Here is a 13,967-nt window from a genome sequence, read left to right as displayed (position 1 = left end):
CTCCTGAAGGAACGTTAAAGACGATGACGTTGATAGGTCGGGTGTGTAAGTGTAGCGATACATTGAGCTAACCGATACTAATGAACCGTGAGGCTTAACCTTACAACGCCGAAGATGTTTTGGCGAAGAGACGACATTCAGCTTGAAACAGATTACATTAACCGGCGAGAAGCGGGTTAATAACAGAATTTGCCTGGCGGCTGTAGCGCGGTGGTCCCACCTGACCCCATGCCGAACTCAGAAGTGAAACGCCGTAGCGCCGATGGTAGTGTGGGGTCTCCCCATGCGAGAGTAGGGAACTGCCAGGCATCAAATAAAAGCGAAAGGCCCGGTCGAAAGACCGGGCCTTTTGTTTTATCTGTGGTCTGTCGGTGAGCGCTCTCCTGAGGAGGACAAATCCGCCGGGAGCGGATTTGAACGTTGCGCAGCAACGGCCCGGAGGGTGGCGGGCAGGACGCCCGCCATAAACTGCCAGGCATCAAATAAAGTGAAGAAGCCCATCCTGACGGATGGGCTTTTTTGCGTGTGTGCGGGGTAAAAACCGCCGGGCTGAACGTATTGTGCAGGCCTGATAAGCGCAGCGCATCACGCACATCGCAGCACCATCGGGTGCAAAGCAATATCCTGAGCCTCCATAACACAAGCCATCCTGCGGTATATGCGGTAAACTAGGCGCGATTTTGCATCAGGAAAGCGTCTATGAATCACTCCCTTAAAGCCTGGAACACCTTCGGTATCGATCAGCAAACGAATGAACTTGTCTGCGCCGAAAATGAACAACAATTACTGAATGCCTGGCAATTAGCCAATGCATCGCATCATCCAGTACTGATTCTGGGCGAAGGGAGTAACGTCCTGTTTCTTGATACCTTCCAGGGTACGGTGATCGTCAATCGTATTAAGGGTATTGAGATTACAGAGCAACCTGATGCGTGGCATTTGCACGTAGGCGCGGGTGAAAACTGGCATCAGTTGGTGTGCTATGCGCTGGAGCACAACATGCCTGGCCTGGAAAATCTGGCACTTATTCCGGGCTGTGTCGGCTCATCGCCAATCCAGAACATTGGTGCTTATGGTGTGGAACTTCAGCGTGTTTGCGAATATGTGGACTGCATTGAACTGGCGACCGGCAAACATCTGCGCGTCAGTGCTACAGAATGCCGTTTTGGTTACCGTGACAGCATCTTCAAGCATGAATACCAGGATCGTTTCGCAATTGTAGCCGTTGGTCTGCGCTTACCTAAACAGTGGCAGCCCGTTTTGACTTACGGTGACCTGACGCGCCTGGATCCTACAACAGTTACACCTCAGCAGGTTTTTGATTCAGTCTGCCATATGCGCACGACAAAACTGCCCGATCCGAAAGTAAACGGTAATGCGGGTAGCTTCTTTAAAAACCCAGTTGTCACTGGGAATATTGCGCAGGAGCTCCTGGCTAAATTCCCAACAGCACCTCATTACCCGCAGGCTGATGGTTCTGTGAAACTGGCAGCAGGCTGGCTTATCGATCAGTGCCAGCTAAAAGGTATGCGCATTGGTGGCGCGGCGGTACATCAGCAGCAGGCACTGGTGCTGATCAATGCAGATAATGCGACGAGTCAGGATGTAGTGCAACTTGCACACCATGTGCGCCAAAAAGTCGGTGAGAAATTTAATGTCTGGCTCGAACCAGAGGTCCGGTTTATTGGTCCGCAGGGTGAAATGAATGCTGTGGAGATCATTGCATGAAGGATAATACCGTCCCTCTGACGCTTATTTCATTATTGGCCGATGGAGAATTTCATTCCGGTGAGCAGCTCGGTGAAACGTTGGGAATGAGCCGTGCCGCAATCAATAAGCATGTCCAGACGTTGCGCGACTGGGGGGTTGATGTCTTTACTGTTCCAGGTAAAGGATACAGCTTACCGGAGCCTATCCAACTATTAGATGCCTCACTTATTCATTCTCAACTGGATGGTGGAAATATCACTGTCCTGCCGGTTATCGACTCAACCAATCAGTACCTGATGGACCGAATAGGTCAGCTGGAGTCAGGGGATGCCTGCGTCGCTGAATATCAGCAGGCCGGGCGCGGCCGCCGTGGTCGGAAATGGTTTTCACCGTTTGGTGCCAACCTTTACCTCTCAATGTTCTGGCGGCTGGAACAAGGACCGGCCGCCGCGATTGGCCTGAGTCTGGTTATTGGTATCGTCATGGCTGAGGTTTTGCGCGATCTGGGTGCGGATAAAGTCCGTGTAAAATGGCCCAACGACCTCTATTTACTCGACCGTAAACTGGCAGGGATCCTGGTTGAACTGACCGGTAAGACAGGTGATGCCGCGCAAATTGTTATCGGCGCAGGTATTAATATGTCCATGCGCCGGGTTGAGGAAAATGTGGTTAATCAAGGCTGGATTAACCTACAGGAAGCGGGCATTAACATTGACCGCAATACCCTTGCTGCCCGACTGATACGTGAGTTGCGCGCTGCGTTGGTGCTCTTTGAGCACGAAGGATTAGCACCGTATCTGTCTCGCTGGAAGAAACTGGATAACTTTATCGACCGCCCGGTAAAACTTATTATTGGTGATAAAGAAATATTTGGTATCTCTCGTGGAATAGACGCGCAAGGTGCATTATTGCTTGAACAAAATGGCGAGATCAAACCCTGGATGGGTGGAGAAATATCGCTGAGAAGTGCTGAATAATAAAAAGGGGAGCTGAGGCTCCCCTTTTTTATTTATTTACGTAGCCTGACTTGCTCAACGGCATGATTGGCGCTTTTAGTCATAATCAAGCTGGCTCTTTCACGTGTTGGTAAAATGTTTTGCTTTAAATTCAGCCAGTTAATCTCTTTCCATAGCGATGTGGCAGTATTGATAGCCTCATCTTCTGATAATTTTGCATAGTTATGGAAATAAGAGTCCGGGTTGGTAAACGCCCCTTCACGGAATTTCAGAAAGCGGTTGATATACCACGTCTGGAGTAATTCTTCTGGCGCATCAACATAAATAGAAAAGTCGACAAAGTCAGAAACAAATACATGATGTGGATCGTGAGGATAGTCCATCCCGCTTTGTAATACATTTAACCCTTCGAGTATTAATATGTCGGGCTGGGCAACGGTTTTGTCGCCATCAGGGATCACATCATAGATGAGATGGGAATAGACCGGTGCCGTGACGTTAGGTACGCCTGATTTCAGATCGGAAACGAATTTAACCAAGCGATGCATATCATAGGACTGGGGGAAGCCTTTCTTCTTCATTAGTCCACGATCTTTCAATACCTGGTTAGGGTGGAGAAAGCCATCGGTAGTAATCAATTCAACCTTACGATGCTCTGGCCAGCGACTGAGCAAGGCCTGCAAAACACGCGCTGTCGTACTTTTACCGACGGCAACGCTGCCAGCAATACTAATAATATAAGGAATACGCTCGCCATTCGTGCCTAAAAATTGCTCCAGCACTGCCTGACGTCGCAGGTTTGAACTGATGTAAAAGTTTAGCAAACGCGAGAGAGGCAAATAAATCTCGGCAACTTCTTCCAGCGATAAGTCTTCGTTAATGCCTTTAAGACGAGCAATCTCTTCCTCGGTCAGGGTCATCGGCACGGAATCACGAAGCGCAGCCCACTGGTTGCGATCAAACTGTAGGTAAGGCGACGTTAACGCTTGCTCTTTTATACTCATACGCATGGTCTGGCTGTCATTGCTATATCAGGTCTGCGGTAAAAAACGAAATCATCCCCGGTACGCAATGGCACGCACATTTCAGTTAATTTGGACAATGGGCAGGAGGGTAACACCAGATGGAGGGGAATAATAAGAAAAAATCATCCTCTGAAATGCAATGTGACGGGTATTCCAGATGTATAAAGATGTGCTTTCTCTCTATCAACGCGTGCATGCCGGAGCAAAATTCCTCCCTGAGGTGGCACCTGGCGTTGGAAATTTGTCCAATCCAAAGAAGAAATAGATTATTTATCGGTCGCATAGTGCAAAATGTGAGCGATAGAACATTTTATGCAATTTTTTAGTTGCATGAGTGCGCATGTCTCCATAAAATGCGCGCTACTTGATGCCGACTTAGCTCAGTAGGTAGAGCAACTGACTTGTAATCAGTAGGTCACCAGTTCGATTCCGGTAGTCGGCACCATCAAGTCCGGTGGGGTTCCCGAGCGGCCAAAGGGAGCAGACTGTAAATCTGCCGTCACAGACTTCGAAGGTTCGAATCCTTCCCCCACCACCACTTTCTGGCAGCGTTATCGCCGCCTGAGTTGATTAAAAAATTAATCAGCTCGAACAGAAAAGAGAGAAATCTCTTTTTTGTTACAGAAAGAACTGGGTAGCCGAGTTTCAGGATGCGGGCATCGTATAATGGCTATTACCTCAGCCTTCCAAGCTGATGATGCGGGTTCGATTCCCGCTGCCCGCTCCAGACGTGCTGATATGGCTCAGTTGGTAGAGCGCACCCTTGGTAAGGGTGAGGTCCCCAGTTCGACTCTGGGTATCAGCACCACTTCACTTCTCCTTCCCGTTTCTCTCTGTTTACTTTTAAAAGCATTCAACAGCTCAGGTATATTGCCTGGTTGATGTGGTGATATCACCGATTTATCCGTGTCTTAGAGGGACAATCGATGTCTAAAGAAAAATTTGAACGTACTAAACCGCACGTTAACGTCGGTACTATCGGCCACGTTGACCATGGTAAAACAACGCTGACCGCTGCAATCACTACCGTTCTGGCTAAAACCTACGGCGGTGCTGCTCGCGCATTCGATCAGATCGATAACGCGCCGGAAGAAAAAGCACGTGGTATCACCATCAACACTTCTCACGTTGAATATGACACCCCGACTCGCCACTACGCACACGTAGACTGCCCGGGCCACGCCGACTATGTTAAAAACATGATCACCGGTGCTGCGCAGATGGACGGCGCGATCCTGGTTGTTGCTGCGACTGACGGCCCGATGCCGCAGACTCGTGAGCACATCCTGCTGGGTCGTCAGGTAGGCGTTCCGTACATCATCGTGTTCCTGAACAAATGCGACATGGTTGATGACGAAGAGCTGCTGGAACTGGTAGAAATGGAAGTTCGTGAACTTCTGTCTCAGTACGATTTCCCGGGCGACGACACGCCGATCGTTCGTGGTTCTGCTCTGAAAGCGCTGGAAGGCGAAGCAGAGTGGGAAGCGAAAATCATCGAACTGGCTGGCTTCCTGGATTCTTACATCCCAGAACCAGAGCGTGCGATTGACAAGCCGTTCCTGCTGCCTATCGAAGACGTATTCTCCATCTCCGGTCGTGGTACCGTTGTTACCGGTCGTGTAGAGCGCGGTATCATCAAAGTTGGTGAAGAAGTTGAAATCGTTGGTATCAAAGAGACCGCTAAGTCTACCTGTACTGGCGTTGAAATGTTCCGCAAACTGCTGGACGAAGGCCGTGCTGGTGAGAACGTTGGTGTTCTGCTGCGTGGTATCAAACGTGAAGAAATCGAACGTGGTCAGGTACTGGCTAAGCCGGGCTCTATCAAGCCGCACACCAAGTTCGAATCTGAAGTGTACATTCTGTCCAAAGACGAAGGCGGCCGTCATACTCCGTTCTTCAAAGGCTACCGTCCGCAGTTCTACTTCCGTACTACTGACGTGACTGGTACCATTGAACTGCCGGAAGGCGTAGAGATGGTAATGCCGGGCGACAACATCAAAATGGTTGTTACCCTGATCCACCCGATCGCGATGGACGACGGTCTGCGTTTCGCAATCCGTGAAGGCGGCCGTACTGTTGGTGCGGGCGTTGTTGCCAAAGTAATGAGCTAATTGCCGAATAACATTTGACGCAATGCGCAATAAAAGGGCATCATTTGATGCCCTTTTTGCACGCTTTCACACCAGAACCTGGCTCATCAGTGATTTTTTTTGTCATAATCATTGCTGAGACAGGCTCTGAAGAGGGCGTTTAGTCCGAAACGCACCAGAGCATTTCGGTTTGGATCGCCTCGCTTACGCGGGGTGAAAATGTTTGTAGAATACTTCTGACAGGTTGGTTTATGAGTGCGAATACCGAAGCTCAAGGAAGCGGGCGCGGCCTGGAAGCGATGAAGTGGGTTGTTGTCGCTGTATTGCTGCTTGTAGCTATCGTTGGCAACTACCTCTATCGTGACATGATGCTGCCGCTGCGTGCGCTGGCCGTAGTGATTCTGATTGCCGCAGCGGGTGGTGTCGCGCTGTTGACAACAAAAGGTAAAGCGACCGTTGCTTTTGCCCGTGAAGCGAGAACCGAAGTCCGTAAGGTCATTTGGCCAACTCGCCAGGAAACATTGCACACCACATTAATTGTGGCTGCGGTTACCGCAGTAATGTCACTGATCCTGTGGGGACTGGATGGTATTCTGGTTCGCCTGGTATCCTTTATCACTGGCCTGAGGTTCTAAGATGTCTGAAGCCCCTAAAAAGCGCTGGTACGTCGTTCAGGCGTTTTCCGGTTTTGAAGGCCGCGTAGCCACGTCGCTGCGCGAATATATCAAGTTACAAAATATGGAAGAGCTGTTTGGCGAAGTCATGGTGCCGACCGAAGAAGTGGTCGAAATCCGTGGTGGCCAGCGTCGCAAGAGCGAACGTAAATTCTTCCCGGGCTATGTACTGGTCCAGATGGTGATGAATGACGCAAGCTGGCACCTGGTGCGTAGCGTGCCGCGTGTGATGGGCTTTATCGGCGGTACATCTGACCGTCCGGCGCCGATCAGCGACAAAGAAGTTGATGCGATCATGAACCGTCTGCAGCAGGTTGGTGATAAACCGCGTCCGAAAACGATGTTTGAGCCAGGTGAAATGGTTCGCGTTAGTGACGGCCCGTTTGCTGACTTTAACGGCGTGGTTGAAGAAGTGGACTACGAGAAGTCCCGCCTGAAAGTCTCTGTTTCTATCTTTGGTCGTGCGACCCCGGTAGAACTGGACTTTGCCCAGGTAGAAAAAGCCTAAACAGCGATCAAAAAAGCGGCGATTTAATCGTTGCACAAGGCGCGAGATTGGAATACAATTTCGCGCCTTTTGTTTTTATGGACCCTGTCCGTAAAACGAATTTAATCACGGGGAGCCTCCTTGAGGCGCTATAACCCAACTAGAGGAATTTAGAATGGCTAAGAAAGTCCAGGCCTATGTCAAGCTGCAAGTTGCAGCTGGTATGGCTAACCCGAGTCCGCCGGTAGGTCCAGCACTGGGTCAACAAGGCGTGAACATCATGGAATTCTGCAAAGCGTTCAACGCAAAAACTGATTCCATGGAAAAAGGTCTGCCGATCCCGGTTGTTATCACCGTTTACGCTGACCGTTCTTTCACTTTCGTTACCAAAACGCCTCCGGCAGCAGTTCTGCTGAAGAAAGCGGCTGGTATCAAGTCTGGTTCCGGTAAACCGAACAAAGACAAAGTGGGTAAAATTTCCCGCGCTCAGCTGCAGGAAATCGCGCAGACCAAAGCTGCCGACATGACTGGTTCCGACATTGAAGCGATGACTCGCTCCATTGAAGGTACTGCACGTTCCATGGGCCTGGTAGTGGAGGACTAAGAAATGGCTAAACTGACCAAGCGTATGCGCGTGATCCGTGACAAAGTTGATGCAACTAAACAGTACGACATCAACGAAGCTATTGCTCTGCTGAAAGAGCTGGCCACTGCTAAATTCGTAGAAAGCGTAGACGTTGCCGTTAACCTCGGTATCGATGCTCGTAAATCTGACCAGAACGTACGTGGTGCAACTGTACTGCCGCACGGTACTGGCCGTTCCGTTCGCGTAGCCGTATTTGCCCAAGGCGCAAACGCTGAAGCTGCTAAAGCTGCAGGCGCTGAGCTGGTAGGTATGGAAGATCTGGCTGACCAGATCAAGAAAGGCGAAATGAACTTTGACGTTGTTATTGCTTCCCCGGATGCAATGCGCGTTGTTGGCCAGCTGGGTCAGGTTCTGGGTCCGCGCGGCCTGATGCCAAACCCGAAAGTTGGTACTGTAACCCCTAACGTTGCTGAAGCGGTTAAGAACGCTAAAGCAGGTCAGGTTCGTTACCGTAACGACAAAAACGGCATCATTCACACTACCATCGGTAAAGTGGATTTTGACGCTGACAAACTGAAAGAAAACCTGGAATCTCTGCTGGTTGCGCTGAAAAAAGCGAAACCGACTCAGGCTAAAGGCGTGTACATCAAGAAAGTTAGCATCTCCACCACCATGGGTGCTGGTGTTGCCGTTGATCAGTCCGGTCTGACTGCGACTGTGGCGAACTAATATTCGCCTTTACGTGGGCGGTGATTTTGTCTACAATCTTACCCCCACGTTTCTGCTAATTGCAGACGTATATCCGAGATATTCAGGCTGTGGCAAGGCGACAACTGAGTGAATCGCCAGAAGCATAGTTAACTATGTGACTGGTGTGAACGAAGGCAGTCAACGCCGGCACAGATTGAATAGCGACAGATAGACAAGATTTGTTCGTTGGAGCCTGGCCTATCCAGGCCTCCGTCGAAGACCGCAGGTGTTTCGTAAGAAACTTAATGCCCTGCGTAGACGGTGACAGAACGCTAAGATTATTTCTGATACTCTGGCTTGTTTCTGCTCACCGTATTTAGACGCTCTCTCCGTTGGTGAGAGTGAAGTGAGTTCCGGAACATGAGTTCCGGCAAACATCCAGGAGCAAAGCTAATGGCTTTAAATCTTCAAGACAAACAAGCGATTGTTGCTGAAGTCAGCGAAGTAGCCAAAGGCGCGCTGTCTGCAGTAGTTGCGGATTCCCGTGGCGTAACTGTAGATAAAATGACTGAACTGCGTAAAGCAGGTCGTGAAGCTGGCGTATACATGCGTGTTGTTCGTAACACCCTGCTGCGCCGCGTCGTTGAAGGTACTCAGTTCGAGTGCCTGAAAGACACGTTTGTTGGTCCGACCCTGATTGCATACTCTATGGAACACCCGGGCGCTGCTGCTCGTCTGTTCAAAGAGTTCGCGAAAGCGAATGCAAAATTTGAGGTCAAAGCCGCAGCCTTTGAAGGTGAATTGATCCCGGCATCGCAAATCGATCGCCTGGCAACTCTGCCGACCTACGAAGAAGCAATTGCACGCCTGATGGCAACCATGAAAGAAGCTTCGGCTGGCAAACTGGTTCGTACTCTGGCTGCTGTACGCGATGCGAAAGAAGCTGCTTAATCGCAGTTATCTTTCTCAAGCATCTGCTTACGTATAAACTTATTCTGATTTTCAGGAACAATTTAAATGTCTATCACTAAAGATCAAATCATTGAAGCAGTATCCGCTATGTCCGTAATGGACGTTGTAGAACTGATCTCTGCAATGGAAGAAAAATTCGGTGTTTCCGCTGCTGCTGCTGTAGCTGTAGCTGCTGGCCCGGCTGAAGCTGCTGAAGAAAAAACTGAATTCGACGTAATTCTGAAAGCTGCTGGCGCTAACAAAGTTGCTGTTATCAAAGCAGTACGTGGCGCAACTGGCCTGGGTCTGAAAGAAGCTAAAGACCTGGTAGAATCTGCTCCGGCTGCCCTGAAAGAAGGCATCAGCAAAGACGACGCAGAAGCACTGAAAAAATCTCTGGAAGAAGCTGGCGCTGAAGTTGAAGTTAAATAAGCCAACTTTTCTGGTTGCAGCCTAAGAAATTAGGCTGATGGCTGGTGACTTTTTAGTCACCAGCCTTTTTGCGCTGTAAGGCGCCAGTAGCATTTCACACTGTTTGACTACTGCTGTGCCTTTCAATGCTTGTTTCTATCGACGTCTTAATATACTGCGACAGAGCATCAGTTCTGTGTAAATCGCAATGAAATGGTTTAAGCGTGATAGCAACAGGCATTGCGGAAAGTATTCGATTTTCCGGTCAACAAAATAGTGTTGCACAAACTGTCCCTTCGTCGGACAGATGGGTCGACTTGTCAGCGAGCTGAGGAACCCTAATGGTTTACTCCTATACCGAGAAAAAACGTATTCGTAAGGATTTTGGTAAACGTCCACAAGTGTTGGACATACCTTATCTCCTTTCTATCCAGCTTGACTCGTTTCAGAAGTTCATCGAGCAAGATCCTGAAGGGCAGTATGGTCTGGAAGCAGCTTTCCGTTCCGTTTTCCCGATTCAGAGCTACAGCGGTAATTCCGAGCTGCAATACGTCAGCTACCGCCTTGGCGAACCGGTGTTTGACGTTCAGGAATGTCAGATCCGTGGCGTGACCTATTCCGCACCGCTGCGCGTAAAACTGCGTCTGGTGATCTACGAGCGCGAAGCGCCGGAAGGCACCGTAAAAGACATTAAAGAACAAGAAGTCTACATGGGCGAAATTCCGCTCATGACTGACAACGGTACCTTTGTAATCAATGGTACTGAGCGTGTTATCGTTTCTCAGCTGCACCGTAGTCCTGGCGTCTTCTTTGACTCCGACAAAGGTAAAACCCACTCTTCGGGTAAAGTGCTGTATAACGCGCGCATCATCCCTTACCGTGGTTCCTGGCTGGACTTCGAATTCGATCCGAAGGACAACCTGTTCGTACGTATTGACCGTCGCCGTAAACTGCCTGCGACCATTATTCTGCGTGCACTGAACTACACCACTGAGCAGATCCTTGACCTGTTCTTTGAAAAAGTTGTTTTCGAAATTCGCGACAACAAGCTGCAGATGGAACTGGTGCCGGAACGCCTGCGTGGTGAAACCGCCTCCTTTGACATTGAAGCTAACGGCAAAGTCTACGTCGAAAAAGGCCGTCGCATCACTGCGCGCCACATTCGCCAACTGGAAAAAGACGATATCAAACATATCGAAGTTCCGGTTGAATACATTGCTGGTAAAGTTGCGGCTAAAGACTACGTTGACGAATCTACTGGCGAGTTGATCTGCGCAGCTAACATGGAGCTGAGCCTGGATCTGCTGGCTAAGCTGAGCCAGTCTGGTCACAAGCGTATCGAAACGCTGTTCACTAACGATCTGGACCACGGTCCGTACATTTCTGAAACTGTACGCGTCGACCCAACCAACGATCGTCTGAGCGCACTGGTAGAAATCTACCGCATGATGCGTCCTGGTGAGCCGCCGACTCGTGAAGCTGCTGAAAGCCTGTTCGAGAACCTGTTCTTCTCCGAAGACCGCTATGACCTGTCTGCGGTCGGTCGTATGAAGTTCAACCGTTCTCTGCTGCGCGACGAAATCGAAGGTTCCGGTATCCTGAGCAAAGACGACATCATCGAAGTGATGAAGAAGCTCATCGATATCCGTAACGGTAAAGGCGAAGTCGATGATATCGACCACCTCGGCAACCGTCGTATCCGTTCCGTAGGCGAAATGGCGGAAAACCAGTTCCGCGTTGGCCTGGTACGTGTTGAGCGTGCGGTGAAAGAGCGTCTGTCTCTGGGCGATCTGGATACCCTGATGCCTCAGGATATGATCAACGCCAAGCCGATTTCTGCAGCAGTGAAAGAGTTCTTTGGTTCCAGCCAGCTGTCTCAGTTTATGGACCAGAACAACCCGCTGTCTGAGATTACGCACAAACGTCGTATCTCTGCACTCGGCCCAGGCGGTCTGACCCGTGAACGCGCAGGCTTCGAAGTTCGAGACGTACACCCGACTCACTACGGTCGCGTATGTCCAATCGAAACGCCTGAAGGTCCGAACATCGGTCTGATCAACTCCCTGTCCGTGTATGCACAGACTAACGAATACGGCTTCCTCGAGACTCCGTACCGTAAAGTGACCGACGGTGTTGTAACTGACGAAATTCATTACCTGTCTGCTATCGAAGAAGGCAACTACGTTATCGCTCAGGCGAACTCCAACTTGGATGACGAAGGCCACTTTGTAGAAGATCTGGTTACCTGCCGTAGCAAAGGCGAATCCAGCTTGTTCAGCCGTGATCAGGTTGACTACATGGACGTATCCACCCAGCAGGTGGTATCCGTCGGTGCGTCCCTGATCCCGTTCCTGGAACACGATGACGCCAACCGTGCATTGATGGGTGCGAACATGCAACGTCAGGCGGTTCCGACTCTGCGCGCTGATAAGCCGCTGGTTGGTACCGGTATGGAACGTGCTGTTGCCGTTGACTCCGGTGTTACTGCAGTTGCTAAACGTGGCGGTACTGTTCAGTACGTGGATGCTTCCCGTATCGTTATCAAAGTTAACGAAGACGAGATGTACCCGGGCGAAGCAGGTATCGACATTTATAACCTGACCAAATACACCCGTTCTAACCAGAACACCTGTATCAACCAGATGCCTTGCGTATCTCTGGGCGAGCCGGTTGAACGTGGTGATGTGCTGGCTGACGGTCCGTCCACCGACCTCGGTGAACTGGCGCTGGGCCAGAACATGCGCGTGGCATTCATGCCATGGAATGGTTACAACTTCGAAGACTCCATCCTCGTATCCGAGCGTGTTGTTCAGGAAGACCGTTTCACCACCATCCACATTCAGGAACTGGCATGTGTGTCCCGTGACACCAAGCTGGGGCCAGAAGAGATCACCGCTGACATCCCGAACGTGGGTGAAGCTGCGCTCTCCAAACTGGATGAATCCGGTATCGTTTATATCGGTGCGGAAGTGACCGGTGGCGACATTCTGGTTGGTAAGGTAACGCCGAAAGGTGAAACCCAACTGACGCCAGAAGAGAAGCTGCTGCGTGCGATCTTCGGTGAGAAAGCGTCTGACGTTAAAGACTCTTCTCTGCGCGTGCCAAACGGTGTTTCCGGTACGATTATCGACGTTCAGGTCTTTACTCGCGATGGCGTAGAAAAAGACAAACGTGCGCTGGAAATCGAAGAGATGCAGCTGAAGCAGGCGAAAAAAGACCTGTCTGAAGAACTGCAGATCCTCGAAGCTGGCCTGTTCAGCCGTATCTACGCTGTGCTGGTTTCCGGTGGTGTTGAAGCTGAGAAGCTCGACAAACTGCCACGCGACCGCTGGTTAGAACTCGGCCTGACCGACGAAGAAAAACAGAATCAGCTGGAACAACTGGCTGAGCAGTACGACGAACTGAAACACGAATTCGAGAAAAAACTCGAAGCGAAACGCCGTAAAATTACTCAGGGCGACGATCTGGCACCGGGCGTGCTGAAGATTGTTAAGGTTTATCTGGCGGTTAAACGTCGGATCCAGCCTGGTGATAAGATGGCAGGTCGTCACGGTAACAAGGGTGTAATCTCTAAGATCAACCCGATCGAAGATATGCCACACGATGCTAACGGTACGCCGGTAGATATCGTACTGAACCCGCTGGGCGTACCATCGCGTATGAACATCGGTCAGATCCTTGAAACCCACCTGGGTATGGCTGCAAAAGGTATCGGCGATAAGATCAACGCCATGCTGAAACAACAGCAGGAAGTCGCGAAACTGCGCGAATTCATCCAGCGTGCTTACGATCTGGGTTCAGATGTTCGTCAGAAAGTTGACCTGAATACCTTCAGTGATGAAGAAGTTCTGCGTCTGGCTGAAAACCTGAAAAAAGGTATGCCGATCGCAACGCCGGTATTCGACGGTGCGAAAGAGTCTGAAATCAAGGAACTGTTACAGCTGGGTGGCCTGCCGACTTCCGGTCAGATCACACTGTTCGACGGCCGTACCGGTGAGCAGTTCGAGCGCCAGGTTACCGTTGGCTACATGTACATGCTGAAACTGAACCACCTGGTTGATGACAAGATGCATGCGCGTTCTACCGGTTCTTACAGCCTGGTTACTCAGCAGCCGCTGGGTGGTAAGGCGCAGTTCGGTGGTCAGCGCTTCGGGGAGATGGAAGTGTGGGCGCTGGAAGCATATGGCGCAGCATACACCCTGCAGGAAATGCTCACCGTTAAGTCTGATGACGTGAACGGTCGTACTAAGATGTATAAAAACATCGTGGACGGCAACCATCAGATGGAACCAGGCATGCCGGAATCCTTCAACGTACTGTTGAAAGAGATTCGTTCGCTGGGTATCAACATCGAGCTGGAAGACGAGTAACTCTCGATCAAACAGGT

The 13,967-nt window shown here is 50.4% G+C and carries 11 protein-coding genes, 4 tRNA genes, 1 rRNA gene and 1 pseudogene; 15 read left to right on the top strand and 2 right to left on the bottom strand.

The window, feature by feature from the left end; genetic code table 11:
• The first annotated feature begins 192 nt into the window (after positions 1–192).
• The 3 genes from rrf (at position 193) to birA (ending at position 2,687) form a co-directional block, all read left to right on the top strand.
• Positions 193–308: ribosomal RNA gene (rrf, locus tag SK39_RS10365) — 5S ribosomal RNA — on the top strand.
• 391 nt (positions 309–699) lie between these two features.
• Positions 700–1,728, top strand: coding sequence for a UDP-N-acetylmuramate dehydrogenase (gene murB, locus SK39_RS10355; RefSeq protein WP_003845339.1), 1,029 nt, complete (start codon positions 700–702; stop codon positions 1,726–1,728).
• Positions 1,725–2,687, top strand: a complete 963-nt coding sequence (gene birA, locus SK39_RS10350; protein WP_003031105.1) for a bifunctional biotin--[acetyl-CoA-carboxylase] ligase/biotin operon repressor BirA — start codon at positions 1,725–1,727, stop codon at positions 2,685–2,687. Before murB ends, birA begins: the two co-directional genes overlap by 4 nt.
• Positions 2,688–2,719: 32 nt before the next feature.
• On the opposite strand, the gene coaA is transcribed toward birA, so the two are convergent.
• Positions 2,720–3,670: a type I pantothenate kinase gene (gene coaA, locus SK39_RS10345; protein ID WP_003031107.1), complete on the bottom strand. Its 951-nt coding sequence runs from the start codon at positions 3,668–3,670 to the stop codon at positions 2,720–2,722.
• A 290-nt stretch (positions 3,671–3,960) separates the two neighbouring features.
• Positions 3,961–4,041, bottom strand: a pseudogene (locus tag SK39_RS27570) (hypothetical protein); the annotation flags it as partial.
• A gap of 19 nt (positions 4,042–4,060) precedes the next feature.
• On the opposite strand from SK39_RS27570, the gene SK39_RS10340 reads away from it, so the two are divergent.
• From SK39_RS10340 to rpoB, 12 genes are all read left to right on the top strand, one after another.
• Positions 4,061–4,136 (top strand) — tRNA-Thr (locus SK39_RS10340).
• An 8-nt stretch (positions 4,137–4,144) separates the two neighbouring features.
• Positions 4,145–4,229: transfer RNA gene (locus SK39_RS10335), tRNA-Tyr, on the top strand.
• A 114-nt stretch (positions 4,230–4,343) separates the two neighbouring features.
• Positions 4,344–4,418: transfer RNA gene (locus SK39_RS10330), tRNA-Gly, on the top strand.
• Between the two features lie 5 nt (positions 4,419–4,423).
• Positions 4,424–4,499, top strand: a tRNA-Thr gene (locus SK39_RS10325).
• A gap of 118 nt (positions 4,500–4,617) precedes the next feature.
• Positions 4,618–5,802: an elongation factor Tu gene (tuf, locus tag SK39_RS10320; protein ID WP_003031109.1), complete on the top strand. Its 1,185-nt coding sequence runs from the start codon at positions 4,618–4,620 to the stop codon at positions 5,800–5,802.
• A gap of 230 nt (positions 5,803–6,032) precedes the next feature.
• Complete coding sequence (gene secE / locus SK39_RS10315; protein WP_003033128.1) at positions 6,033–6,416, top strand: preprotein translocase subunit SecE; 384 nt, start codon at positions 6,033–6,035, stop codon at positions 6,414–6,416.
• Between the two features lies 1 nt (position 6,417).
• Positions 6,418–6,963: a transcription termination/antitermination protein NusG gene (nusG, locus tag SK39_RS10310; RefSeq protein ID WP_003033125.1), complete on the top strand. Its 546-nt coding sequence runs from the start codon at positions 6,418–6,420 to the stop codon at positions 6,961–6,963.
• A 154-nt stretch (positions 6,964–7,117) separates the two neighbouring features.
• On the top strand, positions 7,118–7,546 hold the full coding sequence (gene rplK, locus SK39_RS10305; RefSeq protein WP_003033122.1) for a 50S ribosomal protein L11: 429 nt from the start codon (positions 7,118–7,120) through the stop codon (positions 7,544–7,546).
• Between the two features lie 3 nt (positions 7,547–7,549).
• Entirely contained in the window at positions 7,550–8,257 is a 708-nt protein-coding gene (gene rplA / locus SK39_RS10300; RefSeq protein ID WP_003033119.1) for a 50S ribosomal protein L1, read from the top strand.
• 414 nt (positions 8,258–8,671) lie between these two features.
• The gene (gene rplJ, locus SK39_RS10295; protein WP_001207203.1) at positions 8,672–9,169 is read left to right on the top strand and encodes a 50S ribosomal protein L10; all 498 of its coding nucleotides are present in this window, start codon (positions 8,672–8,674) and stop codon (positions 9,167–9,169) included.
• Positions 9,170–9,235: 66 nt separating this feature from the next.
• Entirely contained in the window at positions 9,236–9,601 is a 366-nt protein-coding gene (gene rplL / locus SK39_RS10290; RefSeq protein ID WP_003033114.1) for a 50S ribosomal protein L7/L12, read from the top strand.
• A 320-nt stretch (positions 9,602–9,921) separates the two neighbouring features.
• Positions 9,922–13,950 carry a DNA-directed RNA polymerase subunit beta gene (rpoB, locus tag SK39_RS10285; protein ID WP_003033111.1) on the top strand — a complete coding sequence of 1,343 codons (4,029 nt, stop codon included), beginning with the start codon at positions 9,922–9,924 and terminating at the stop codon, positions 13,948–13,950.
• Positions 13,951–13,967: the final 17 nt, after the last annotated feature.

The organism is Citrobacter sp. BIDMC107 (assembly GCF_001037575.1).
GTDB classification, from domain to species: Bacteria; Pseudomonadota; Gammaproteobacteria; order Enterobacterales; family Enterobacteriaceae; genus Citrobacter; species Citrobacter freundii.
The sequence above is the reverse complement of the archived record's forward strand: the minus strand, read 5'-3'. Positions and strand labels throughout refer to the sequence as shown.